The sequence below is a fragment of the Syntrophomonas wolfei subsp. wolfei str. Goettingen G311 genome, assembly GCF_000014725.1.
GTDB classification, from domain to species: domain Bacteria; phylum Bacillota; class Syntrophomonadia; order Syntrophomonadales; family Syntrophomonadaceae; genus Syntrophomonas; species Syntrophomonas wolfei.
The window spans coordinates 461,137-485,807 of sequence record NC_008346.1 but is presented as its reverse complement, the minus strand read 5'-3'; the positions used below and the strand labels follow the sequence as shown (position 1 = coordinate 485,807).

At 45.6% G+C, this 24,671-nt stretch carries 23 protein-coding genes; 12 read left to right on the top strand and 11 right to left on the bottom strand.

Features of this window, described 5'->3' with window-relative positions:
* Positions 1–435 precede the first annotated feature (435 nt).
* Positions 436–1,533, bottom strand: coding sequence for an ABC transporter ATP-binding protein (locus tag SWOL_RS02085; protein ID WP_011639855.1), 1,098 nt, complete (start codon positions 1,531–1,533; stop codon positions 436–438).
* 297 nt (positions 1,534–1,830) lie between these two features.
* Between SWOL_RS02085 and SWOL_RS02080 the strand changes: the two genes are divergently transcribed.
* The 6 genes from SWOL_RS02080 (at position 1,831) to SWOL_RS02055 (ending at position 8,563) form a co-directional block, all read left to right on the top strand.
* Positions 1,831–2,595, top strand: a complete 765-nt coding sequence (locus SWOL_RS02080) for a nucleotide-binding protein (RefSeq protein ID WP_011639854.1) — start codon at positions 1,831–1,833, stop codon at positions 2,593–2,595.
* Positions 2,596–2,731: 136 nt separating this feature from the next.
* The gene (locus SWOL_RS02075; RefSeq protein ID WP_041427282.1) at positions 2,732–3,895 is read left to right on the top strand and encodes a nitrogenase component 1; all 1,164 of its coding nucleotides are present in this window, start codon (positions 2,732–2,734) and stop codon (positions 3,893–3,895) included.
* 20 nt (positions 3,896–3,915) lie between these two features.
* Positions 3,916–5,091, top strand: coding sequence for a nitrogenase component 1 (locus tag SWOL_RS02070; RefSeq protein ID WP_011639852.1), 1,176 nt, complete (start codon positions 3,916–3,918; stop codon positions 5,089–5,091).
* Positions 5,092–5,329: 238 nt separating this feature from the next.
* Positions 5,330–6,646: an ABC transporter substrate-binding protein gene (locus tag SWOL_RS02065; protein ID WP_011639851.1), complete on the top strand. Its 1,317-nt coding sequence runs from the start codon at positions 5,330–5,332 to the stop codon at positions 6,644–6,646.
* Between the two features lie 123 nt (positions 6,647–6,769).
* The gene (locus tag SWOL_RS02060; RefSeq protein WP_011639850.1) at positions 6,770–7,654 is read left to right on the top strand and encodes a carbohydrate ABC transporter permease; all 885 of its coding nucleotides are present in this window, start codon (positions 6,770–6,772) and stop codon (positions 7,652–7,654) included.
* Positions 7,655–7,723: 69 nt separating this feature from the next.
* On the top strand, positions 7,724–8,563 hold the full coding sequence (locus SWOL_RS02055; RefSeq protein WP_011639849.1) for a carbohydrate ABC transporter permease: 840 nt from the start codon (positions 7,724–7,726) through the stop codon (positions 8,561–8,563).
* A gap of 13 nt (positions 8,564–8,576) precedes the next feature.
* Here SWOL_RS02055 and SWOL_RS14825 read toward each other — a convergent pair whose 3' ends face one another.
* From SWOL_RS14825 to SWOL_RS02005, 8 genes are all read right to left on the bottom strand, one after another.
* Positions 8,577–8,705: a hypothetical protein gene (locus SWOL_RS14825; RefSeq protein WP_242649382.1), complete on the bottom strand. Its 129-nt coding sequence runs from the start codon at positions 8,703–8,705 to the stop codon at positions 8,577–8,579.
* Between the two features lie 90 nt (positions 8,706–8,795).
* Positions 8,796–9,629, bottom strand: coding sequence for an FAD/NAD(P)-binding protein (locus tag SWOL_RS02045; protein WP_011639848.1), 834 nt, complete (start codon positions 9,627–9,629; stop codon positions 8,796–8,798).
* Positions 9,622–10,641, bottom strand: a complete 1,020-nt coding sequence (locus SWOL_RS02040; RefSeq protein ID WP_011639847.1) for a 4Fe-4S dicluster domain-containing protein — start codon at positions 10,639–10,641, stop codon at positions 9,622–9,624. The genes SWOL_RS02045 and SWOL_RS02040 overlap by 8 nt, the downstream gene beginning before the upstream one ends.
* A 12-nt stretch (positions 10,642–10,653) precedes the next feature.
* Positions 10,654–11,556: a 4Fe-4S dicluster domain-containing protein gene (locus SWOL_RS02035; protein ID WP_011639846.1), complete on the bottom strand. Its 903-nt coding sequence runs from the start codon at positions 11,554–11,556 to the stop codon at positions 10,654–10,656.
* A complete protein-coding gene (locus SWOL_RS14175) occupies positions 11,556–11,987 on the bottom strand; it encodes a hydrogenase iron-sulfur subunit (protein WP_155814101.1) in 432 nt (143 codons plus the stop codon). The genes SWOL_RS02035 and SWOL_RS14175 overlap by 1 nt, the downstream gene beginning before the upstream one ends.
* Positions 11,978–13,963: a CoB--CoM heterodisulfide reductase iron-sulfur subunit A family protein gene (locus SWOL_RS02020; protein ID WP_155814100.1), complete on the bottom strand. Its 1,986-nt coding sequence runs from the start codon at positions 13,961–13,963 to the stop codon at positions 11,978–11,980. The genes SWOL_RS14175 and SWOL_RS02020 overlap by 10 nt, the downstream gene beginning before the upstream one ends.
* Before the next feature lie 24 nt (positions 13,964–13,987).
* Complete coding sequence (locus SWOL_RS02010) at positions 13,988–15,376, bottom strand: CoB--CoM heterodisulfide reductase iron-sulfur subunit B family protein (protein WP_011639841.1); 1,389 nt, start codon at positions 15,374–15,376, stop codon at positions 13,988–13,990.
* 1 nt (position 15,377) lies between these two features.
* Positions 15,378–15,947, bottom strand: coding sequence for a 4Fe-4S dicluster domain-containing protein (locus tag SWOL_RS02005; protein WP_011639840.1), 570 nt, complete (start codon positions 15,945–15,947; stop codon positions 15,378–15,380).
* A 446-nt stretch (positions 15,948–16,393) separates the two neighbouring features.
* Between SWOL_RS02005 and SWOL_RS02000 the strand changes: the two genes are divergently transcribed.
* Positions 16,394–16,666 (top strand): type II toxin-antitoxin system RelB/DinJ family antitoxin, encoded by a 273-nt coding sequence (locus tag SWOL_RS02000; protein WP_041427278.1) that lies wholly within the window; start codon positions 16,394–16,396, stop codon positions 16,664–16,666.
* On the top strand, positions 16,663–16,929 hold the full coding sequence (locus SWOL_RS01995; protein WP_011639838.1) for a Txe/YoeB family addiction module toxin: 267 nt from the start codon (positions 16,663–16,665) through the stop codon (positions 16,927–16,929). The genes SWOL_RS02000 and SWOL_RS01995 overlap by 4 nt, the downstream gene beginning before the upstream one ends.
* A 244-nt stretch (positions 16,930–17,173) precedes the next feature.
* Here the strand turns inward: SWOL_RS01995 and SWOL_RS01990 are convergent, their stop codons facing one another.
* Both SWOL_RS01990 and SWOL_RS01985 read right to left on the bottom strand, forming a co-directional pair.
* Complete coding sequence (locus SWOL_RS01990) at positions 17,174–17,632, bottom strand: hypothetical protein (RefSeq protein ID WP_011639837.1); 459 nt, start codon at positions 17,630–17,632, stop codon at positions 17,174–17,176.
* Complete coding sequence (locus SWOL_RS01985; protein ID WP_011639836.1) at positions 17,620–18,249, bottom strand: YiiX/YebB-like N1pC/P60 family cysteine hydrolase; 630 nt, start codon at positions 18,247–18,249, stop codon at positions 17,620–17,622. Before SWOL_RS01985 ends, SWOL_RS01990 begins: the two co-directional genes overlap by 13 nt.
* Positions 18,250–18,554: 305 nt before the next feature.
* On the opposite strand from SWOL_RS01985, the gene SWOL_RS01980 reads away from it, so the two are divergent.
* From SWOL_RS01980 to SWOL_RS01965, 4 genes are all read left to right on the top strand, one after another.
* Entirely contained in the window at positions 18,555–19,253 is a 699-nt protein-coding gene (locus SWOL_RS01980) for a hypothetical protein (protein ID WP_041427275.1), read from the top strand.
* Positions 19,250–20,749, top strand: a complete 1,500-nt coding sequence (locus SWOL_RS01975) for a hypothetical protein (RefSeq protein ID WP_041427273.1) — start codon at positions 19,250–19,252, stop codon at positions 20,747–20,749. Before SWOL_RS01980 ends, SWOL_RS01975 begins: the two co-directional genes overlap by 4 nt.
* Positions 20,749–22,362, top strand: coding sequence for a hypothetical protein (locus SWOL_RS01970; RefSeq protein ID WP_011639833.1), 1,614 nt, complete (start codon positions 20,749–20,751; stop codon positions 22,360–22,362). The genes SWOL_RS01975 and SWOL_RS01970 overlap by 1 nt, the downstream gene beginning before the upstream one ends.
* Before the next feature lie 579 nt (positions 22,363–22,941).
* A complete protein-coding gene (locus SWOL_RS01965; protein ID WP_011639832.1) occupies positions 22,942–24,651 on the top strand; it encodes an Hsp70 family protein in 1,710 nt (569 codons plus the stop codon).
* The last annotated feature ends 20 nt before the right edge of the window (positions 24,652–24,671 follow it).

Below are 24,671 nucleotides of genomic sequence, written 5' to 3'. Positions count from 1 at the left end.
GTAGCCTAAACGAAAATTGGCGTCAATAGTCGACCATAAACATATTACGGTCATTGGAAAAATGTAAATTGGAGGGTAATTCATGCTTGAGCAAAATTGAAAAAGATTTATTGTTGAAGCTGCTTTATTAGGACAGGGCCTGATAAATACCCACCGCAAAATGATAAAAGCCGCTCTACTATAACGCAGGAACGGCTCTATTATGGATGGACTTTTAGGCAAAATAAAAACCACCCCCATTCCTATTTTATGAATAGAGGGTAGATAATCTGAGTAATCGTCTTCTTTGCCGGTCTCCGGGATCTCCTTGCCATCTTCCAGAGCTGCAAGTAACCAGCAAAATCTTGACTCCGCCAGAAGGCAAACTCATTATCCACTGGCCTAATCGTCTTAGGCAAAGATTGTTGTAACCGATAAACTAAAATGGATACATTTCTATCGAATTATACAATTCGTCTCTTTATCAAACATAAATCCTTTATTGTCATCAAAATAGACCATAATATTATCATCAATCTTAATATTTGTATCGATTGGCATCTTACTGACGATAGTACCCAATTGTGTACTAATATAAGTATAAGTTTCAGATCCAGGCCTTTCGATTACTTCCACAGACCCTCTGAAAGGCAGCATATAGCCTTTCCTTTCAAGACTGACATTTTCTACACGAATGCCGAAAACAATCTGCTTGCCGACATAATTACTTTTCTTAAGAACCAGTTGTTGGTTCGCATTTATACAACGCACCGCATCGGCAAAGGCTAATTTTAACTCTCCATCCTGTTCAACGACTGTAGCATCCAATAGATTCATTTGGGGTGAGCCGATAAAACTGGCTACAAAAGTGTTGGCGGGCTTGTTATAAATGTTTATAGGTGTATCAATCTGCTGAATGATTCCGTCTTTCATGATCGCGATTCTGGAACCCATGGTCATTGCCTCAATCTGGTCATGGGTGACATAAATAAAAGTTGTATTTATTTTATTGTGTAACTTAATAATCTCCGAACGCATCTGCACCCGAAGCTTGGCATCAAGATTGGAAAGTGGTTCATCCATCAAGAAAACCTGGGGTTCCCTGATTATGGCACGCCCCAAGGCAACCCGCTGCCGCTGTCCACCGGAAAGTTGAGCAGGTTTCCTGGTCAATAAATCCTCTATATCCAATATACCAGCTATATTTAAAACCATCTCATGAACTTCTTTTTTCGGTATCTTTCGCATCCTCAAGCCAAAAGAAATGTTTTCATATACATTCATATGCGGATATAGGGCATAATTCTGAAATACCATTGCAATATCACGGTCTTTCGGCTCCAAATTGTTAACCATCCTATCCCCAATATACAACTCTCCCGAACTGATATCTTCTAATCCGGCGATCATTCTTAAAGTCGTTGTTTTACCACATCCTGATGGTCCTACAAGGACTAGGAACTCTTTATCATGGATCTCAATGTTCAAATCTCTGACTGCATGCACTTTGTTTTCGTATACTTTATTAATGTTTTTCAAAAGCAACTTCGCCACGACAAATCACTCCAATAAAATATTAATTATTTGGGGAACCCAGCTCAATGCCGATTCTTGTTTATATATAACAATTTATTATAATTGACATAATATTTTATTTATTATATTATTCTATCATCAATAACGGTTTTCGACAATTTTATCAACATTATTCTAGTTTTTTCATTTTAGAATACTATTCAATCCTTTTATTATTATCCTTAAATATCATATAACGGCAGTTAATTTTAATAATTCACTTTTATTAAACTAATAAAACCAAAATACTTTTATACAACTAAGAGGAGAACTGTCATGAAGAAAATTGCTATTTACGGGAAGGGTGGAATCGGCAAATCGACTATTGCCAGTGCTTTATCGGCATCTATTTCTCTTTTGGGTTATAGGGTAATGCAGATTGGTTGTGATCCCAAGGCTGATTCAACTATCAATCTTACCCACGGGTTGACCGTAACCCCAGTTATGAATTATCTTGCCCGAAATGGAATATGTTCCTCGTTGGAGGCTATTGTGGTTGAGGGCTTTAACGGCATCGCATGCGTAGAGACCGGCGGCCCTACTCCCGGACTTGGTTGTGCTGGCCGGGGCATTATTACTACTTTCAATATTTTGGATGACCTAAATGCCTATGAGATTTATAAACCAGATTTTGTTTTATATGATGTTCTGGGTGATGTCGTGTGTGGAGGATTCGCCATGCCCATACGGCATGGATATGCAGATGAGGTCATTATTGTAACATCTGGAGAAAAAATGTCGCTGTTTGCTGCCAATAATATTAAAAACGCAATTGATAGTTTTGCTGAACGTAAATATGCCCGACTGCGAGGTCTAATACTAAATCGGCGCAATATCGACGGCGAAGAGCATATCGTTCAAGAATTCGCACGAGAAATAGGAACGAAAGTCATAGGCGATATTCCTCGTGACAGCAATATTCAATTGTACGAGCAGCAGAATAAAACCGTGGTGGAGGGAGATCCTAACCTGGATATCTCGCAAATGATTATGAAGATAGCAGCAAATATTGTTAATGATGCGGGGGTAAGTAATGCATAACGAGCCATTTTGCGTTTCTATTTGCGAGCTTGGCATTGATAACTTTTACAATCGGAAAAGAGTCAAGCCTTCTGGATGCCTTGAGTATTGCTTTCCGTGTGCGGGGGGATGGTGTATTCCCCGTATAGGATCGATAGTGCCAGAAGCCGTAATGCTACTGGTATCACCTGCAGGTTGTGGGCGTCACGGAGCTATTACCAGCATCCAAAAAGGCTACAAAAACCGACTCTTCTTTCTGCATATGAGTGAATCCGACATAGTCAACGGTCAGCATCTGGATAAAATATTTGCTGCGACTGCTAATATACTTGCTGAGGTTGATCCCCGACCTAAAGCCATGATGATCTGCGCTTCGTGCATAGATGATCTTTTGGGATCTGATTATGAAGCCATTGCTGAGGAGTTGGAAAGAAAACATAACATCCCGATAAAAGCGTGTCATATGGATCCGATAGCTATGGAAGGGAGTAAGCCCCCCGTACGCACCATTCAGCAGGCCATCTATGATTTTATTCCCCGCGTAAGTAAAAAAGATAATGCCATAAATATAATAGGCAGTTTTCCTCCCCTGGATAAAGACAGCGAGTTCAAGAAAATCATGTCAGCCGCCGGCATCGAAAAAATCAGGCACATTGCTGAGTGCTCAACTTTGGAAGAGTTCTATCAAATGGGTTGTTCATCCTATAATATTGTTATAAAACCGCGAGGACTTATGGCCGCAGAGTATATGAAAAAGCGTTTGGATATTCCCTTCTGTTATGCTCCGGCTGCCTACAGTATTGAAACGATAAACAGAACCTATAAAAAACTGGAAGAGTTTCTGGGTATGAAGTTGGATACTGATAGGTATAGCGAGAAAGCGAGACAAGTAATTGATCGTCATTACGCTACCCTGGGCCCTCTTACGGTAGTGGTTGGTGAAATAATTGAGAATGACAGTACTTATGAACTGGCACGGGCTTTAATTGAATATGGCTTTAAAGTCCCCTATATTATCGCTAATAGGATTCTGGATATTGATCTGGAACATATTAATTGGCTCAAGACTCATGCCCCGGATATCGTAGTATTCACCAATGCTCATCCCTCCATGACTGATTTTCTCCAGAATAACCTTAAAGTCGATATAGCCATAGGTATGGATGCAGCGTATTTTTTCCCGCACGCCAAACCTATACCACTACGCTTGGATACTCAGCTTTACGGATATAAAGGGATTGAGTCCCTTTTAGAGCTAATATGTCAGGCGTTTGATAATCCTCAGGATATCAAGAAGCTGATGTACGGTTTGGAGAACTAGCATAATAGAGGTGAAGATAGATGAAAGGATTGTATAAGATATTGCCTCCTTTTGCCCCGGACTATTCAGGCGTATGCGCAGTGTTGTTCGAATTGGGTGGGTTAGTGGTTGTATATGATGCCGGCGGTTGTGCATTTAATGTCACCAACTATGATGAACCGCGATGGTATGGCAGTTCGGCTGCGATTTTAAGTGCATCACTGCGAGAGATCGAGGCAGTGATTGGGGACGATGAGAAATTGCTAAAAAAAATTGAGGATTCAGTGCGCATTCTAAGAAGAAGTTTTGTTGCTATTCTTGGCAGCCCGGCTTCAATGGTCATCGGCACTGATTATCAAGCACTTGCGGATATTATCTCGAAAAGAACAGGACTGCCTGCGTTGGCTTTCAATACCAACGGATTGAAATATTACGACCAAGGTGCTGCTATGGCGTTTGAGGCATTGGCCAGACGCTGTATCAATCCAGTTTGCAGTGCTGCTAACAAACTTGTTAATATCATCGGCGCTACACCGCTTGACATCGGCAACCAACGCAATATGCAGAACCTTGTGGAGAAATTGGTTGAAGCCGGATGCAAAGAAGTTCTTTGCTGGGGCATGGGAACAACATTGCAGGAAATTGAAGAAAAAGCCGCCCAAGCTCATTTGAATATCGTGGTTTCGAATGCAGGTCTTATGGCAGCCAGGTATATGCAGCAAATGTACAAAATACCTTTCCTGGCTGGTATTCCTATCGGCCACGCACCTTCCCTCCGTTTCATAGCCGAGGTCCGGTCCTTGCTCGGTTTAATGGAAAGATCATATACTATAGAATCTCTGCCAGCCAGCAGCCGCAATGCCCTAGTAATAGGCGAGCAAGTCATGGGCAATTCCATACGTACCTGTTTGGGTATGGATTTCGGGATTAACCAGGTAACCGTGGCCTCGTTTTTCAGCATGGATGACGCTCTGACAGAGGCGGGAGATATATTTCTCGAGGATGAAGACGATTTGACTGCGCTAGCCAATAAACACCGATATAACTATATCATCGGGGATCCGTTATACAAGAAAATACTGTCATCAGCCGGCAATTGTTTCATTGATTTTCCTCATATTGCGGTTTCCAGCCATCTGTACTGGGACAATGATATTGAATACGTTGGCGATGGAGGTGTTGATTTTTTCAAACAAATCATAAATACCGGGAATTAGTGTTATTTGGAATGCAGACAAACCGGCGAAATATCTATTCATTCTGGATATCGCTTGTTCTCAGTCTTCCCCTCAATTTACCTGATTGATGTTGTCCCGGGGCAATAGCTGTATTATTGTAAAAGTCTATCACGATTACTGGGGGTGGGAAGCTGATCCTATATTATCAATCCACCGTTGTCAGGATGGCTTTGAGTTAATTGAAGCTACAAATTCAATTTGATAAGGAGGTTCAAAATTGAGCAAAAGTAATAAGAAGATTGTTGTTCTCATGTTAATCTTGTCTTTGCTTATGGGTATCATTGCAGGTTGTGGGACGTCTGCAGATAAGGACGCTGCTACAGAAGTAATAACGGTTAAGTTTTCATATCCTCCCTATGGATATGACTCCAAGTTAGAAGACCCTTTCTGGAAAAAATATATTGCAGCATTTGAAAAAGAAAACCCAAACATAAAAATAGAGATGACCGTCGAAAGCTGGAACAACCTGTATACCAAATGGAATCAGTATTTCGAGTCCGGTGACACACCTGATATCGGGTATAATGATGGCGCCAGAGCCGTGCAATATGGTGTTAATGGAAAAATCCAGCCTATTAATGATGTAATAAAAGATCTGGGTGGAGAAGCAGTATTCACACCCATTGCAGGATCATTCAAACAAGGTGATACTTGGTATGCAGTGCCTAACTGTGCCGCCTCCCCCGTGCTTGCATACAGAAAAGACCTTCTAAAGGCTGCCGGATTTAATGAACCTCCAAAAAATTGGGATGAGCTTGTGAGTATGTCAAAGGCCTTGACCAAAGATGGTGTTTATGGTTTGGGCATGTTCACTTCCGACAGCGGCCTTACCCGCCAGATAATGATGGGATTTATGAAAGCAGCCGGAGGCAAGGTTATTGATGAAAAAGGCAATGTAGTTATCAACAGCCCTGAGAATTTGTCGGCGGTGAAATTCATGTCCGACCTGGTGACAGTACACAAGGTAGTACCTCCTAGTGCCAAGGACTGGAAATACGGTGATGATGTAAATGCATTGGGCGTTGGCAAAATCGCCATGGATATTATGTGGGGCGGTTACGGAACTCTGTTGGCTGAAATGTTCCCTGATGTCTACCAAAACATCGGTTTCGTAAAAATGCCTGATGGTCCATCAGGTCATTCCGGAAGTTTCTCGGGAGCAGGGGGTTTCTTTTTATTTAAGAATGCCAAGCATCCTGAAGAGGCCAAAAAGTTCATCAAATATATGTGCAGACCTGAAATCAGCAAGGAATGGTGCCAAATTTCCGGTAATGTATCACCTTTCCTGTCTATTGCCAAAGATACTGAACTCATGCAGATGGAATGGTACAAAGCAGTATCTGATCAGTCTTTTACAGCGGTAGCTCTTGATTTCGAATCCGGATATATCCCCGGCACGGAAATACTATATGAAGAAAACCGTTATGCCAAGCTGGTAGTCGATGTTATGTTAGGCAAAATGACAGCTGAGGAATCCTTGAAGAAATTCCACCAAGATGCGGTAGCTGCCATAGAGAATGCCAAAAAACACTAGCCTTTACCACAAAGGGATAGACTTAAGTCTATCCCTTTGTTAATAGTGTGCCCGGCATAGGCAACAGCTAGTCAGTTAAAGTCGGCTAATGGATCTCGATATTTAATAAAGAAGAGGACAAACATGAAAAGAAAAGAGCTAATTTCACTTATTTTTGTCATACCTGCTCTGGCAGCGATATTTGCCTTAACACTCTATCCTATTTTACGAGGTATAGATATAAGCTTAACTGACAAGCTTTTATCATATGATAAATATTCATATATTGGTTTAGAGAATTACATTAATATACTTAAAGACGACATGTTCTGGTTAGCTCTGCAACATACGGCAGTAATTACAATTATTTCGAGTATAATTATTTTAATTCTGAGCCTTGCTCTGGCATTGCTCCTGAATATGAAATTCCCTTTACGAAAATTTTTCCGGGGAATTTTAATGATACCCTGGGTTGTGCCTTCTGTAGTATCTGTTTTGATCTTCAGATGGATTTATAACGACTATTACGGCTACATAAATTATATATTGGTCAAATACCACATCTTGGATCAAGCCGTAAATATTCTAGCAGACGAAAAGCTCGCCTGGTTAGGTGTAATCATACCTATTGTATGGAAAGAGTATCCTTTTGCCATGCTTATATTTCTGGCATCGTTACAGTCTATAGATAAAAACCTTTATGAAGCCGCCAAAATTGACGGCGCCAGTAGACTGCAAGTGTTTAAAGAAATTACACTCCCGCTGTTAAAGCCAGCATTCGTGATCCTTGGGATACTTGAAATCATTTGGATGTTTTCATCCTTTGACACGATTTTTCTACTGACTCGTGGGGGGCCAGACAATTCAACTATAACCTTAAGCATCTATACATATATGCAAGCTTTTGAGTCTACCGAGTTTGGTTATGGTTCAGCTCTGGCAACAATCATGTTTTTAATCCTGTTTGCCGTAAGTATAGTATATTTTATTTTTGTAAATCGAGAATCATGGTCCAAAAAAACCAGCTAGAATCCAAAGTAGGACCTTTCATATATTATAAACAGCTTGGTTAAAATATATATAGGGAGATAACATTCTATGATTTTCAAAAAAAACAAGCTATTAAATAATGTGCTGATGCTTGTCTTAGTATCAACTATTTCCTATGTTCTGCTCTTCCCGGTTATTGTCGGTATTTTTACTTCATTTAAACCTACCAGTGAGGTAATCACATTAACGCCTACATTGATTCCAAAACATTGGACATTAGTTCATTATAAAGCCTTATTTGCAACCGGAGAGTATCCCACTTACCTATTCAATGGCTTATTTGTGGCCTTTTTCACAACCATCGTAACTATTATGCTGGCATCGTTGGCAGCAGTAGCTATTGTGTGGATGAAAGTGCCGGCTAAAAAACAGATCCTACAGTTGATTCTCTTTACCTATATGTTTCCAAGAATACTGATAATAGTTCCTCTTTTCATGATGTTATACAAGCTAAACCTTATTGACAATAAATTTGGCGTGGTTCTGTCATATCTGTGTTTTACGCTGCCATTTGGAATCTGGATGTTGAAGGGATTCTTTGAAAGTATTCCTTCTGATATTCTGGATGCTGCCCGCATTGACGGATGCAGTTATTTCAGTGCTTTACGCAAGGTGATTATTCCAGTGACCCTTCCCGCCATGGCTGCGGTTGGTACTTTTTCGTTTATCCTAGGCTGGAGTGAATATATCTTTGCCAGCATAATCATTACCAGTAATAGCAACCGCACAATAACGCTTGGTCTTTATACATTGATGGGATATTATCGTACGGATTATGGGCTCCTTACCGCAGCCTGCGTAATTATGATAATACCTATAGTAATATTTTTTATATATATTCAAAAATATTTAGTATCCGGCTTAACCGCTGGAACCACAAAAGCATAAAAAGATAGATTTGCTAATTGAGGGCTGAAGCTACTGCTAGTTCGCTGCCATCATCAAGTTTATGAAGCGAAGCTACAACCGTGGTTGTGCCAATATCAACGTCAACACCGTAACAATGTGCTATTGCTTTTTGCAGTGACATCAAATTGGCGGAGGGCAGGTGTTGACAACTGAACTTGAAACCGGGCCGGCTCACGCGCCGGCCCGGCTTTTTGCGGTATTGCATCCATCTCTACCACTCGGGCGGCAGTTTTCTTAACTGCGCCAGGTTGAAGACCGGCCCATCAAGACAGATATACTCGCTGCCGATATTGCAGCGCCCGCATTTGCCTATGCCGCACTTCATGCGCATTTCCAGGGTGGTTATGACCTGTTCGTCATTGTAGCCCATCTTCTCCAGGGACTTGAGGGCAAACTTTATCATTATCGGGGGACCGCAGATTACCGCCACCTTGCCCTCCGGTGCCGGGTTCAACTCTTCCAGGTAGGAAGGAATCAAGCCTACATGGCCATCCCAGCCCTCCTCCGGCCTATCCAGGGTGGTAAAAACCTCGGTATCCTTTTCTTTGGGCCACAGGTCAAAGAGCTCATCCTTGAAGCAGAGGTCGGCATAGCTCCGGGCCCCGTATAAAACCTGAATCTTGCCATAATCGGAGCGGTGTTTCAAACAATATTTTATAAAGGAACGCAAGGGTGCCAGGCCAATACCTCCGGCGATAAAAAGCATATCCTTGCCCTGGCAGGCTTCCACCGGGAAACCATTGCCATAGGGACCGCGGACGCCTATTTTATGGCCCACTCCCACGCTATGCAGTTCATCGGTCATCAGCCCCACTCTTCTTATAGCAAACTGCAGGTGCTCTTTTTCCTCCTGCCAGGAGACCGAGAACATCCCTTCCCCTACCGGCAAGAGAGACACCATGGCCAGTTGCCCGGGCCTTACATCAAAGGGAACCCCGTTTTCGTTGCGGACATGAAAGGTTTTGACATCCGGGGTTTCATCAATTATTTTTACTATTTCCACGATTTGGGGAACCAGAGGGTTTTCACAATTACAATTATGCACTCCAGTCCGCCTCCTTTGCCGCTGTGATAATCTTGCTGATATCAATCCCGGCGGGGCAAGCAATTATACAACGCCCGCAGCCGGTACAGAGAGGCATGCCATAGCGCTCGTTGAAAAACTCCAGTTTGTGCAAAAAGCGGTTGCGGAATCTCTCCGTAGCCGATGCCCGGGGGTTATGACCACCGGCCATCATGGTATATTCACCATACATGCAGGAATCCCAGCAGCGAAAACGGTAACCCGCCTCGCCCTGGTTTTTGACCTGTATATCAAAACAGTAGCAGCTGGGGCAGAGATAGGTACAGATGCCACAGGTCTGGCAAGCATCGGAAAGCTCTTCCCAGAGAGGAGAAGAGAAAACCTGGCTCAGCTTTTCCGCTACCCCTTCCATATCTACTTGTCGTTCGAAAGCCTGACTCTGGGGTAAAGGAAGCTCCTTTTCCTCCAGATATTCCGCCAGTTGCCGGCTCAGTTCCTCACCGGCCGGGGTCCTGGCCTCCCAAATAAAGAATTCCGAGCCCGTGTCGCGGATGATGGCATCGGCTCCAGCCGGTTCCAGGGGGTCGACTCCCATGGAGCTGCAGAAGCAATTGGCCCCCGGTTTATAGCAGGCGCTGGCCACGATAGTGGTATTATCCCGCCGGGCTTTATAGTATTCATCGACAAAGCCCCGGGTCAGAAAAGCCTGATCCAGGCAGTTTATGGCCTGCAAATCACAGGCTCTGATGCCAAATATCACCCGGGCCTGGCTTTCCTCATAGACTTCGCTTATGGCTACTCCACCTTCCTCCTGCCGGAAACTGTACATCTTCTCCGTCTGGGGCAGAAGCACTTGCTTGGGGGGCAGGTAGACATTCAAAAGGTCCAGGGCCAGCTGGTCACTCGCCTGGTCAAAGCTCTTCCAGGAATAAAAGCCGCTCTGCTCTTTTTTTTGCAGGGGAACAAAGAGCTCCGACTGTTGCGCCAGTTTATCGAAAACCGCGGGTAGTTTGTTCTTGTTTAAAACCTTCACTCCACTCACCCCCTATATAAAGTCATCCGGGTCGTTTTCCTGATAGACGCTCAAGGGCGGTTTTGCCCCTTCCACATATTGCATCCCGGCCTCATAAGGCCCGAAGAAATTATCCACATCTTTAATAAGCTTCTGGTTGATAAGCATCAGCGGGATATTCACCGGGCAAACCCGCTCGCATTCGCCGCATTCGATGCAGCGCCCCGCCATGTGGGAAGCCCGCACCAAATGATACATCATATTATCGCTGATACTGGTCTCGCGTCCTACCCACTGCGGTTTGGTTTCATCAAATATACAAGTGCGGCAGTTGCAGGCTACGCAGGCCTGGCGGCAAGCATAGCAGCGTATGCAGCGGGACAGTATATCTTCAAAAAAGCGGTAGCGTTCATCCGGGGATAGCTGTTCCAGTTCCCTGACCCGGGCAAAGCGCTCTCCTTGCACCCGGGGCGGCTGCTCTTCACCCAGCAGTTCATCATAAATAACCGGGTTGGGTTGAATGCAGTTTTCGCACTTGGCAGCCAGCGGAGCCGCCTCCAGATTCCGGTTGAAGCCGGAGTAGTCGCGCATAGCCTGCAGTGGGTCTTTCATCCCCGGGCAGCACACCCCTACGATATAAAGCCTATCCCGCTTTATCTGCCCATCCTCTAAAAGTCTTACCACTCCCCGGGAATCACAGCCCTTAACCACCAGCCCGATTTTCTCCTGCCGGTCCCGGAACTTGAGCAGGGCATTGGACAGGTTGTGAATAGAATATTCATCAAAAATAATCCGCTCTACATCCTCTACCCGGCGGGCAAAAAACGGCTTGCTTTGAAAGGGCAAGTCCCCTTTCTCCCAGGCCATAAACAAATCTACTTCCCCGTTTTGCAGGAGCCGGGTGGCAATTTTTCTGATTTTACTAGTAATATCCATTATTTTGCCTCCCTTAGTTTGTAATTGGGCCCCAGCTTTTTCACATCTTCCACCAGTTTTTGCATGGTCTGTTGAAATTTTATACCCTCGGCACCGGATATCCAGGCGGTCTGGTATCGACCCGCTTCAATACCCAGGTATTCCATAAGGCTCTTCATTATCGTGTGCCGGCGGCGGTTATAGTAATTGCCACTACCATAGTGACATTCGCCCGGGTGTCAGCCGGATAAGAGCACCCCATCAGCTCCCCGGTTAAAGGCCCGCAAAACCAGCAAGGGGTCCATGCGGCCGGAGCAGGGGGTTCTGATGATGCGGACATCAGCCGGGTACTCCAGGTGATTCAAACCGGCCAAATCTGCCGCGGCATAACTGCACCAGTTGCAGGCAAACACGATTATTTTGGGCTGCCATTCACTTTTATCTATAGACACAGGGCATCCACCTCCGCTACCAGTTGATCATTGGTAAATCCTTTCAGGTTTAGCGCCAGGGTCCGGCAGGCCGGCAAACAGGCCCCGCAGCCCTGACACAGGCTGCTGTTCACCTGGGCTACATTGCGGGTAAAGGGACCATGATGACCCCGTTCCTGTATGGGCTCCAGGGAAATTGCATTATAGGGACAAATAGGAACACAGAAGCCGCAGCCTGAACACTTACTGATATCTACCTGGGTCACCATGGGTTCAGTAGCCAGCTCGTTTTTGGAAAAGAGCCCGCAGATCTTTACCGCAGCCGCACTGGCCTGGGCTACCGTATCCGGGATATCCTTGGGACCCTGGCAGCAACCGGCCAGGTATACCCCGGCGGCAAAGGTTTCCACCGGCTGCAGCTTGGGATGGGCTTCCTGGTAGAAACCATCCTTATCGCTGGAAAAGCCGATGGCTTTGGCCAGGGCTCCCGCTCCCTCGGAAGGCACCATGGCAGTAGCCAATACCACCAGATCCGCTTCCACTTCCAGAGGCCGCCCTAAAAGGGTGTCCTCGGATTTAAGCACCAGTCGCTCTCCCCGGGGATAGATCTTGCTGACCCGCCCCCGGATATACTTGGCTCCAGCATTCAGGGAACGCTGGTAGAATTCTTCATAGTTCTTTCCGGCCGTCCGTACATCCATGTAGAATACATAGGCTTCACTGTCTTCTATCTTATCCTTTACCTGGTAAGCATGTTTGGCCGTATACATGCAGCAGGCCCGCGAGCAATAGGATTTGCCCTTGGTATCATCACGCGAACCCACGCATTTGATAAAAGCCACGCTCTTAGGCTCTTTGCCATCCGAAGGACGCTGAATCTTACCCCCGGTAGGCCCCCCGGCGCTGACCAGTCTTTCAAAATGCAGGCTGCTGATTACATCCGGGTATTTGCCATAGCCATATTCGCCGTAAGCTTCTTCCCACTTAAAAAGATCATAACCGGTTGCCATGACAATAGCCCCGACTTCTACCTCCTGGTACTCTTCCTTGTCATCAAACCTGATGGCCTTGGCCGGGCATAATTTTTCACAAACCCCGCATTTGCCGCTGGTAAGCTTGGTGCAATTCTGGGCATCGATGTAAAACTTGCCCGGAACCGCCTGGGGATAAACCTTGTGAATAGCAGTTCTCAGTCCCAGGCCCAGGTCAAACTCATCCTTCAGCTTCTTGGTGGGGCATTTCTCCGCACAGGTACCGCAACCGGTACAGAGATCCCAGTCCACATATTTGGGTTTCTTCTTTATAGTTGCTTTAAAATTGCCGATATAGCCTTTTACCTGGGTAACCTCGGCATAAGTTATCATTGCAATGTTAGGATGCTGTGCCACAGCAACCATCTTGGGGGTGCCAATTCAGGCGGCGCAGTCCATAGTGGGGAAGGTTTTGTCCAGCTGGGTCATCTTGCCCCCTATACTGGCCTCTTTTTCCACCAACACTACCTGGTGTCCGGCCTCGGCTATATCCAAAGCCGCCTGCATCCCGGCGATTCCACCTCCGATGACCAGGGCTTTCCGGGTGACCGGGATGGTGGAAACCTGTAAAGGCTGGTTGCGCAGAACCTTGCTCACCGCCATCCGCACCAGAGCTATGGCCTTTTGAGTGGCCTGCTCCCGGTCGTGGTGAACCCAGGAATCCTGCTCCCGAATGTTTACCATCTCGAACATATATGCATTGATGCCTCCATCTTCCACGGCTTTGCGGAAGGTCTTCTCATGCATGCGCGGCGAACAGGAAGCTATCACTACTTGTTCCAACTCCTGCTCCTTGATGGCGTTTCTCACCAATTCCTGCCCTGGATCAGAGCACATGTATTTGTAGGTAGTGGCAAAAACCACCCCGGGAAACTGCCGTGCGGCCGCGGCTACTTTTTCCGTATCCACCACCGAGGCAATATTGGTTCCACAATCGCAAACAAATACGCCTACTCGTTTTTTCACTCTCCGTCCCCCCTCAGGTTCTAATTATGATTCTTGCGCTTTCTGGCGTTTTTTCAGCTCGCCGGTGACAAAAGCTTCGGCAGCTTTGGCAGCCTTGTCTTTATCTGTAATCATAAGCTCCGCCAGGCGCGCGGTTTTTTTCTCATCCCCACTTACCACCTGGGCCAGTATGGCCGCTCTCTCTCCATCCTCAATCAGGCGGGCGGCTACTTTTTCCGGGCTCTTTTCCCAGGCCTTTATCATGGCATTTATCTTCTTCTGCAGGGCTCCCTCATCAACCGCCTCGGCGGTAGCCGGGGCGACCGCCTGCGCCTGAGTTGGAGTAGCCTTGTTTCCCTTATCCCCAGCCTCAGCCAGCGTTGCTGCTGCTTCCGCTGCTGGAGCCGCTTTCTTTTCTTCTCCGGCTTTTGCCGCTGCTTCTGCTGCCGGAGCCTCTTTCTTTTTAGCCTTATCCGCGGCAGCCTTCTTGGCCTGTGCCGCCCGCGCGGCCTTTTTGGCCTGCTCCGCTTCCAAGCGCGCCGCCTCTTCAGCTTCTATCCGAGCGGCCTTCTCCGGCAGGGAAGCCAGGTAGCTTTCCGCCTCCACGAAATGACGGTGAACCCCTACATCTCGGGGTGAATCACCACAGGCAATAGCCAGGAGTTCGGTAATATAATAAACCGGTATATCCAAGCGCTCGTTAAAAGCCTTTTCCACCCCACGCCGGCGCATATCCAGGTTCATCATGCACAGGGGGCAGGCGGTGACCAGGCACTCTGCTCCGGCTTCGCGGGCATTTCTCAGCACTTCATAAATCATACGATAACCCACATCAGGCCGGGAGGTAGCCAGGGCGGCACCACAACACTCCGTTTTAAAAGACCATTCCACGCTTTCCGCCCCCAGGGCCTGCATAATCAGGTCCATGGAGCGGGGGTCTTCATTATCATCAAAACCGGTATGGTCCTGTGGCCTTACCAGGAGACAGCCATAATAACAAGCAGCTTTCATGGCTTTCAGCGGCTGGCTCACTTTTTCCCGGAGCTTTTCCAGCCCCACTTTATTTACTATCAGCTCCAATATGGATAGAGTCTGGTTACTGGCCGCGTAATCCATTTCAATCACGGCCGCAATTTTTTCCTGCATCTTGCGGTCATGGCGAACCACATGTTCCGTATTACGAAAACGATTATAACAGGCTGCACAGGGCGCCAGTACATCCAAACCGGTCTTTTCTGCCAGGGCCAGATTACGGGCGGGCAGGGCCAGGGAAAGAAGCTTGTTGGTGTTATGACCCGAAGTAGCCCCACAGCAATTCCAATCTTCTATCTCCAAGAGTTCCACTCCCAGCAATTCCGCCGTTCTTTTGGCGGAAATCCCGTATTCAATGGCGCTGCCATCCAGGGAGCAGCCAGGATAATAAGCCAGTTTCATCCTACTCACCTCCCGGGTTCTCAGCCCGCTCAAATATTTTCTTTATCGCTTCCCTTCCCTTGATCTTCTCCGGGAAGAAACTCAACTTGCCTTTTTGCATCATGGGCAGGCCCAGTTCCGCATCTTTGAACAACTGCCCGGTAAACAGATTATGCTGCAATAATAAACCGGCTTCGTAGGTCCGGCCGAAATTCTTTACCCCGCTTAAGAAAGCCCGGTTGAACACCGCTACTTTCCGGTCGGTAATTCTGCCCTGTTTCAGGGCCTCCCGGCGCAGAGCATCCATCAGGGAAGCAATGTCCACGCCCCGGGGACAGCGGGCCGAACAAGTTTCACAGCTGGCGCATATCCATATGCTTTCGGTGGACAAAGCCTCCTCCAGCAAGCCCAGCTGCAGCAGCCTTATCACCTGGCGCGGTGTCTGATCCATGGCAAAGCCCACCGGGCAGCCAGCGGAACATTTGCCGCACTGGTAGCAGAGGTTAACTTCCGTCCCCGCCTCTTCTTCCAGGTGTTTTAGCAATGCTCTATCTGATTGAGTAGCGGGAAGCAATTGCAACGCATTCCCCATTATTGACTCCCCCTCACTGGTAAAATTAGCTTCTTTAAGTGAAAATAGCACTTTGGATACAAAATACTAGCTTTTTAGCTTTTTTTCATCACTCCATGCCTCATAATATAGGAATTATTTTGAGAATTCAACACACTTAATCTGGATATATAGTTCACTTTAAGCAATTCCCTGGGTCAGCATGATACTTTATTATAATACAAATATGCGTCATATTTATGTTAATAATATGTTAATAATCATATAATAACGGTTTAGAGAACAAAAAGTATATGCTAATTGAAATATGATTCCAGCGCATTTGACAGAAAAGAAATCCATCCCTGTCCCCCTTCTGATATCGTCCCCTGACGGTCGACAACTGCTTCTCCATAATATATGCATGGGCAAACGATTGACAATGCACTTGCATAAGAATACAATGTACACGAAAGGAGTTGCATTATATGGCTAAAACCACAAATATCAGCATCCGTATGGATAAAGATCTGAAAGAAAGGGCAGACGCAGTGTTTAATGAAATGGGGATGAACATGACAACAGCTTTTAACATCTTCGTTCGCCAAACTCTACGTCAAGGCAAAATCCCTTTTGAAATCTATGCAGACCCATTTTATGGTGAAAGAAACATGAAAGCACTTCACCAATCTATTCAAGAGGCGGAGGAAGGGAAGTTTGTTACAAAAACATTGGATGAACTCCTGGCGATGGAAAAATGAAAATAAACTTTACGGAAATGGGATGGGCGGATTATCTCTATTGGCAAATGCAAGATAAAAAGACGATAAAACGGATAAATCAGCTAATAAAGGATATAGAGCGTAATGGCAGCTTAAATGGGATAGGTCGGCCGGAACCTTTAAAGGGGGATTTGACTGGGTGGTGCTCACGCAGGATAGATGACACAAACCGCCTTGTTTATCGTCTGCGTGATGATTCTTTGGAAATTGGCCAGTGTCGAGGACACTACAGTAATAAGTGATAAAGTTATCGTAAGTTAACCTGGCAGAGAAGTTTTTACTTATTCTTGAATTTTCCTGAATAAAAAAAACAGGATGAGGAGATTATAATATCAGAAACCGGAAGAAGTCAGACTGCAAAGTCCCTGATAAAGGATAAATCTTCGCAGTAGTAAATTAAATTTGATTTACATCTTTCGGTTTCTTTAAAAAATCCGCTGGCTAACTTTTCGACATTGTTGTCGGTAGATCCGATTTCCAATGCTCTTAAAACGGCCAGCGGATTGAATTTTTCTGTTTTAACAATAATGGAATGGATAAGAGATAATAATAAAAGCCCAGGAGTACTGGTGTGGCTATTATGCAATAATAGTAGAGCGGCTTCCCCGCCAGTAGCGGTCCTTTAAAGCAGGATAATAAAGCCACAAGCGGTGTTGCCCAAAACTCTAAAAGGAACGGGGCATTCAGGCTCCAAAAACCAGCATTCATGCCGCTCAGCAGCATCAAGCCCAGTACTGCCGCCGGCCCTTGCCAGAGAATAATAATGATAAGGATATCCCGTTTTTTGAGATTTTGGGGGGAGCGGGCCTCCAGGGCAATCAACAGGAAATAAAGGATAGAAAGAAAGATATCCATTCCTGGGTAATAGGTGCTTAACCAAATAGCCAGAAAAGCAAAGAGCTGTATAATATATAAGCGAGCAACGCAAAGTATTATTTGAACCATCCCTCTTCCGCAATAATATCGACCAGCGGGCTTTGGTAAAAGGCATCGGGTGCTATCCAGAAATCAGCTTCCGGAGTAAGATTGATTCCTTGTTTATAATAGGCCTTCCACATTATTTTACTGCAATTCCACCACCTGTCTCCCGGTTTAAAGGCCAGGGGATAGAATATTTTCCCTTCCTGTTTCCGAACATAGTCAACGGCTTTCGACTTTACATCCTGGGGGGCTTTTACTTTAAGCAGGCATATATCGCTATAGCTATGATAATGATCCAGGGTCTGGATAGTAATCCCCAGGTCAACATAGCCTTCGGCTACCTGTCCCTTTCCCAGGTAAATGCCAGCATGAGAAAAACGACCATAAGCGCAATCCGGGTAGCCTCCCAACAAAATATCCCCCGGTTCCAGTTCGGCAAAAGTGATATTATTGCCACAATTGCTCATATAAGCATATCCGACCTGGCCCTGGCAAGCGTTTTTCAGATAAGTGTACATGACCGCATCACTATTGCTGAAAATCGCCTGGTTTTGCACCACAATACTTAAAGCCAGGATGATGGTCAAGCTGGGAAATATCAATAAGCTAATCCAACTCTGAAATGGGCTTTTCTTGAGCACTTTAAACCTCCGTAAAGATAAAATAGCAACAACTATAGCCTATCATAAATTTCTAGCGGAAGGAAAAACGCCGCTTCCCTTTATGTCAATCCCGCTTTAAGATAGAATAATATAATGAGGTGAAATATATCCCGCGCTTCTTTAATAGTGAGCGAAGCGAACATCAGTGGTGCCCGCAGGGTGCTAAGTGGTCGCCTATTAACAAACAGGCGGCGGGTTCTAATTCCCCACCTCGTTGCAGCGGTTTGTTGAAACTGCTTAAGCAGTTTCTACCGATGCTTAAAAAAGCGAAATGGTAGATTAAAATGAGAGGGATATTGCGCAAACTGGATCAGGGGCAAAAGCTGGGTAAAGATGAATACCAGCGATTGATGGAATATATTGAAGAGCTGCGGGACAAATCACCGGAGTCATATATGCTTTTTTATGAACGCTATGCCCTCTTGCTTTATCAGGACTACTCCACATATCTACCGCGCTTTGCCCAGGGAATTGACCATTTACTTAACTTGCTTATGGAAAAGCCTGAACTATTGCCCAAATTAAAGGAACATCAGCTGGCTATGGAGCTTTTTCCGCCGGAACTTCATCCTTATCTGCAGTATAGCTTTACTCAGCCGGCAGATAGCCTCTCCCTATCAATTCTGTTTAATTTCCTGGATAATAACCAGGAGCTGGTAAATCAACTCCCGGCAGCACGGAAAAACGAGGTGGTCTGTAAATTTGAAGATGGCAACCCGTATAAAGAAGTGGGACTTAAAGCACATTTTGACCGCCTCAGTCGCTACTCATTTATTACCCGCTTACAGAGCTACCGTTATTTAAGCGCTGCGAAAGCGGCTTCCGACCGGATTGAATTCCTGGCCGCTGACCGGCTGGGAGGTATTTTTACTAACCGGGAAAAATCCATTTATTATTTTATATTCTTAAGCGAGGCCAATGAAATTAAGGCCAGAAACGCCTGCCGCTTATTGAATATGGTTTTTTATGGAGGTAAAGGGTGAGCTTAATGGCTTATAGCGATTGGCCTTTGATTCTCGATAATTATAGAAGCGTTCAGGACTCTCCAGATCTATTCTTCTTCTGGCAGGAAGAACTGCGGCTGCGTCAACTGGGGAGGAATCTAGAGAAAAGCCCAGCAAGGGTGGTGCTCAGGCAGCCGGAGGAGCTTGATTTTCTATTACGCTCTTTATATTTTTCCGGGCAGCAACCGCAATTCTTCAATATACTACTGCAGAATATGTATCTTACTTTTGTTTTGCAATGGTTGTTGGACTCACCACGCTATGTCCTGGAGGCCTTTTTAGATTACCTGCCCTGGTATCTTAGCAGTAACAGAATTAAGAAGAGAAATCTGCTTTTCCTGATCCAAATTTATCAGGAGAGCTTTAAGGATAAGTTTAGGGCTATAATCAATACTTTAGATGCTGAGGCCTGTGGTTATATTGCTGCCCGTACGGCCAGTCCTGATCTGCGCGAGCTTATCCAGCTAAGAGAGGAAGAGTTAGAACAAAGCCGGAAGGAAAACTATTATGCTATTAAGCGGGAGCTTTATAAAAATAATCTTTATCCCAGTATCTTTGGGGATAAAATAGAGCTATTTGTACAGGCGATTGATAGTATTGAAGCGACTTCCCCTGAGCATTTTACGGAGCCCTATGGGGCCCCGCGTTTTTCATCTTTGCTGGAGACTGCAGAATTGGTTTTTCAATGTGGTTGGCCGGAAGATAGCCTGGCTATATTATTGGATGTATACGAAGACTACCAGCAAAAAAACCGCCTGGTAAAAGTACTGGATGATGAGAACATTTATCGCCAGTTTCATAAAGTACTGCGACGCGTTATACCGGTATATTCTATTTTATTTGGCTTACCGGACTGCCTGAATAGAGCCAAAAACATATACCAGCAGGCTTTCCCTCGTATTCTACCCGACAGCGCGTCCCTGCAGTATCTTGCTGTCTATGAATCCGTGCTCGCAGGTCTAAACGCTGTCCTGCAGCATCCCCAATGGGAAATAATAATCAAGGCCAGTCCTATACAAAAACAGCGACCAAGCGAGCCCCCCCTTTTACTAGCAAACGAAGCAGATTCCGGAATTTCTCCCCAGCGATGGATAGAACTCCAGGGGCTTATTGAGCAAAAAATGGCTTCCCTGCCCCATGAAGCTTTTATTACTCTGGAATACCTGCGCTTCTTGCAGTTGTATTTTGACCTGGATATAGAACAGCAACTTGCACAAAGACTTATGGCGGGATATCTCGCTTTGTGGAAATGGCTACCCTCCTCATTGTTTATGAATCCTTACCTGCTGGAACAATTGGGGCCACTGCTTCCAGCCAGTGAACGCGCAGAAGCTCAGAAAATACTCACTTTTCTAGATGATTACGATAAACAGGGCTTAAATAATGAGCTCTGCTTTCGTCCTGAACTTTTTCGAAAGAAGGCAAAATCGACACTAAGAGAAATATTAATAGGCCAATTTTCGGGGGTATGGTAATGAAAGAGCTGGAAATCAATCTTGACTTTTTTCAGGATAAACTGGAATCCTTCCTCCAACAATTATTCCAGGAGATAAATACCGTAAGCGGAGCTCAGGCCTGGAAAGAGGGCGAGCTGGAAAAAATGGATAACCATCTGTATGAGCTCAATTCTTTCTATTATCGCAGTTTTAATGAGCATTTTTTCCCCGCTTATCGTAGTGAGCTTAAAGAGGAACTGGCCAGCTTACTGAAACTCAACCGCCAGCAGGATGCGATAAAAAGGGATATAATGGCCAATTTGCAGCGCTATGCCCGGCTTTATAATCAGGTAAAAAGCCTCAACTTTTCCCTGCAGCAGGCCCAGGAAAATTGTTTACTGGCCCTGGAAACTATTGATGAGAAAGAAAGAGAAAGGGGGATTGAGCTTTATTACCGCCTGCAAAAGGCCGGGGACGCCATCAGCTATGTGAATGAGCTCCTTTACCAGATAAAGCAGCTAGAGCAGGATAAGGAAGCTTTGGCCGCATTGAATCGAGAAAGCAACTCTATTATTCTAATAAATATTCTTAAACTTGACCGGGATAACCCGGAAGAGTTGGATTATTATTACCAATGGATGAAGAACATTCATCACTGGAACAACGCCCTCCTGGATTTAATGGATAATCAAGAAAGCCTGCCCAGAAAGACTGCCCGGTTTATGGCGAGATTTTCCAGGGAATACCAGGAGCTCAAAGAACGGGTTCTCCCTTCCTTTAGCTTTATGGAACCCTATCCCGCCTATTGGCATACCCAAAAACTGGAGTTATTTGATTTGCACCTGACATCCCTAAATAACAGTGAAATCCTCCGGGTTGTCAAAGCTCTGCAGCTGTTCTTGAGCGATACCTTACTTTTCATGACAAAAGCCCTGTCATCCGAAGACAAAATCATGAACATTGGGGTTGGAGCTTCCGCTATGATGGATTATTGCCATATTAAAGCATTAAATCTAAATCTTAAAGAACTGGAAGAACAAATTTCTAAGAGCTGGCAAAGCTTGAACCAACTTATTAAAGAATTTCCTGCCCGGGGAGAAATGGACATGGCATATTTTCTGGAGCGTTCCCAGGAGATTATCAGCGACAGCTATGCGGCTATTTCTACGGCCAAAAGCAACCTGGGCTCCTATCAGAACACTGTTCTGGCTTCTTCCCTCTATCGGGCCACACTGGAACTATCTTCTTTAAAAGCCCATATTGAGCTTTTGGAGGAAAAACAGCACTATGGCAAGGCTATACAACAAAGCTATTTGCAACTTGCTGCCATGCTTTCCCAACATAAGGAATGGATTGCTAATTTCAGAGCTGACCTGGAGAGGCTCCTGGCACCACGCAATCTCTCCCGTTCCTGGAAAGACCTCTCCCTCCGTGTGGAAAAGATAAACCTGCAAAAAGGCCGGGAATTCCCCGAGGAATTTCTCTACCTGTTGGACAAGTACCAGATTGCCAGCAGAGTTTCGCCAGAACGGCCTAATCTTATACTCGAAGAGGAAGGTGACATCTTCATATTTAAGGTTGATGATTTGCAGGAAGAGCTTATCCCCTTTTTTGTGGTAAGTGCCGGGCCGGTAGATTCAGGCTCGGAATAATGAATTAGCCGCAAGTGATGTCACTGCAAAAAGTTATAAATATGCATTAGCGTACATAAATATACCGCTCAGCTACCTTAATAGCGGCTGCAGGGAGCACCAGAAGTGCCCGACAGGGTGCGCTACATTAAAAGCGACCGAAGGGTGTGTAGGGAACGACCCCCGTGTCGTTCCGAATCAGGCTTCATCAGCGCTTTGTATATTTATGCAACCTCTATGCAACCAAAAGGGTTTTTTGCAGTAGAGTCATATATAATTTTTGCAATAGCGCAAAGCTGATTCTACTGCAAGAAGTTATTAATATTCATTGGCTTGTATAAATATACCGCTCGCAGTCTTCGCATGGGCAACACCTGCGGCTTGTCTCGCGGCTCAAGGGGTACCGCGCTAATCTCCCATCCTGGTCAGAAGCGCTCTCGCGACGTCCTGTCGCTCGCCCCCTTTCGCCGCTCGCCTTCGCCGGGTGTTGCATCCCATGCTTCGCCAACGCTCGCTTTGTATATTTATGCAACCCTTATGCAACAAAAGGGGTTTTTGCAGTGGAGTCAAAGCTTAATTTAGAAATGGAGAGCATAAGTAATGCAACTGGGGCTGGATTTCGGAACTTCATATACCAAGCTGGGCCTGCAGCATAATGGGGAGTTTATTAATCTCTTGGGAAACGAGGACGAGGGGCAGATCCCTACGGTGGCTGCTTACCTTCCCTCACAACGCAGACTTTGCTTTGGTCCCCTGGCCTTGAGGATAGATGAAGCCGGAGCAGAAACCGCCTTTTTTTTCAAGCTGGCTTTAAAAAGACAGGCTTCCCTGACCCTGGGTTCCTACAGCCTGCCCGATTTATTACTGGCTTTCTTCCGCTTCCTGCAAGAGGAATACCTGGAGAGCAGGGGCATAAAGGCAGACTCTCTAAATATCTCGGTTCCCAACTATTTTGGGCTGAATTCTCGCCGTATTCTCCTGGAAGCAGCTCGCCAGGCCTTTGGCGTGAAAAAGGTTTTTCTAGTGCCGGAACCGCTGGCAGCCGCCCTGGGATACAACTTGCTTCATCCTCTCTTTCCTCTGCAAGGAGACATCCTGAGCATTGATATCGGCGGAGGAACCAGTGACTTCAGTTTTTTAACCCTGGCTCATGATAAGAGGGAAATGCTGGTAGAAACCCAATTTCAAATCGGCCACGATGCCTTCTCCGGATCGGAAATCGACCAGGCTATTTTACAGCACTTGCTTTTTCCAGCCTTCACCATACAAACCGGGCTTAGGCTTCCACGAGAATTCTATAGTGGAAAATTTACTTCCTCGCGTAATAGATTCCAGTATAATCGCCTCCGGCAACTGGCAGAGAAGATAAAAATCGAATTGAGCAAAGAGGAATACTACCACCTGGATTTCCCTGATTTCCATGCCGGGTATTCGCTAAACCTGGAGCTTACGGCAGAAGTGCTGGCGGCCAGGCTGGAGCCGGTTTTCGAACGCTTAAAAAGCTACATTGAAGAACAGGTTAAATTACGAGCAAAGGCTCTGCATCTTTTTTCCGCTGATAAATGGCATATAGACGCCGTCCTCCTCCTGGGCGGAGCCTCCCAGACCAGGGGGCTCAAGGACTTAATCGCCGGCATCTTTCCCGTTCTTAAGGTTATCTGCCCTGAAGACCCATCTTTCTATGTTTTGCGGGGACTCTGCCACTGGGAAAATGATGGTATCAGTATTAAGAGCATCTATCCTTTTAACTTTTATATTGAACGAATAGGACCTGATGGTAACAGCCATATACTGGAGAAAATTCCTTTTGATACAGCTAATTTAGAGCTGGATTTAGAAAAACACTATCCTATTTTCTCCCTGCCGGTTGATTCTGTTTATAACCTGTCACCAGATTCGGACTCGGTTTTATTCCGCGTTTATGAAGTGGAGGAAGAAGATAATAAGGTTAACCTGGAAAGGTTCAGCGGACAGGAGATGGTCTGGCAATGGGAAGGTCCGCGCCAAGAACTTCACAATTATTTGGAGCTATACCTGGATTTAAAAAAGTCCCGGATTGAAAGCGGGGGGGCCTTATCAGCTACCAGAACCCTTCCAGTAGACTCCAACATTTTGTCAGGACTGCTGGTCCGACAAAAAGAAATACAGAAATTAATGGCAGATAGCCATTCTAACCCCCGCCTGGCAGAAGATTTCGGGGAACATTTAAGCAGGCTGGAGAAAGTTAATAAACCATATTACAACCATAGTGAAACCACCCTCTATAAATTATTATATCTCCTCGATTTTTTTACCCGCCCCAGCAACTAAACTAAGGGCCTTCCGCTTTC

Excerpts from the sequence above, each read along its gene's own strand:
- SWOL_RS02060 (WP_011639850.1), top strand. The coding sequence starts at position 6,770 with ATGAAAAGAAAAGAGCTAATTTCACTTATTTTTGTCATACCTGCTCTG.
- SWOL_RS01990 (WP_011639837.1), bottom strand. The coding sequence starts at position 17,632 with ATGGTTCAAATAATACTTTGCGTTGCTCGCTTATATATTATACAGCTC.
- SWOL_RS01965 (WP_011639832.1), top strand. The coding sequence starts at position 22,942 with ATGCAACTGGGGCTGGATTTCGGAACTTCATATACCAAGCTGGGCCTG.
- SWOL_RS02035 (WP_011639846.1), bottom strand. The coding sequence starts at position 11,556 with ATGGATATTACTAGTAAAATCAGAAAAATTGCCACCCGGCTCCTGCAA.
- SWOL_RS02070 (WP_011639852.1), top strand. The coding sequence starts at position 3,916 with ATGAAAGGATTGTATAAGATATTGCCTCCTTTTGCCCCGGACTATTCA.
- SWOL_RS01970 (WP_011639833.1), top strand. The coding sequence starts at position 20,749 with ATGAAAGAGCTGGAAATCAATCTTGACTTTTTTCAGGATAAACTGGAA.
- SWOL_RS01995 (WP_011639838.1), top strand. The coding sequence starts at position 16,663 with ATGAAAATAAACTTTACGGAAATGGGATGGGCGGATTATCTCTATTGG.
- SWOL_RS02055 (WP_011639849.1), top strand. The coding sequence starts at position 7,724 with ATGATTTTCAAAAAAAACAAGCTATTAAATAATGTGCTGATGCTTGTC.
- SWOL_RS02010 (WP_011639841.1), bottom strand. The coding sequence starts at position 15,376 with ATGAAACTGGCTTATTATCCTGGCTGCTCCCTGGATGGCAGCGCCATT.
- SWOL_RS01980 (WP_041427275.1), top strand. The coding sequence starts at position 18,555 with ATGAGAGGGATATTGCGCAAACTGGATCAGGGGCAAAAGCTGGGTAAA.
- SWOL_RS02080 (WP_011639854.1), top strand. The coding sequence starts at position 1,831 with ATGAAGAAAATTGCTATTTACGGGAAGGGTGGAATCGGCAAATCGACT.
- SWOL_RS14825 (WP_242649382.1), bottom strand. The coding sequence starts at position 8,705 with ATGTCACTGCAAAAAGCAATAGCACATTGTTACGGTGTTGACGTTGAT.
- SWOL_RS02005 (WP_011639840.1), bottom strand. The coding sequence starts at position 15,947 with ATGGGGAATGCGTTGCAATTGCTTCCCGCTACTCAATCAGATAGAGCA.
- SWOL_RS02000 (WP_041427278.1), top strand. The coding sequence starts at position 16,394 with ATGGCTAAAACCACAAATATCAGCATCCGTATGGATAAAGATCTGAAA.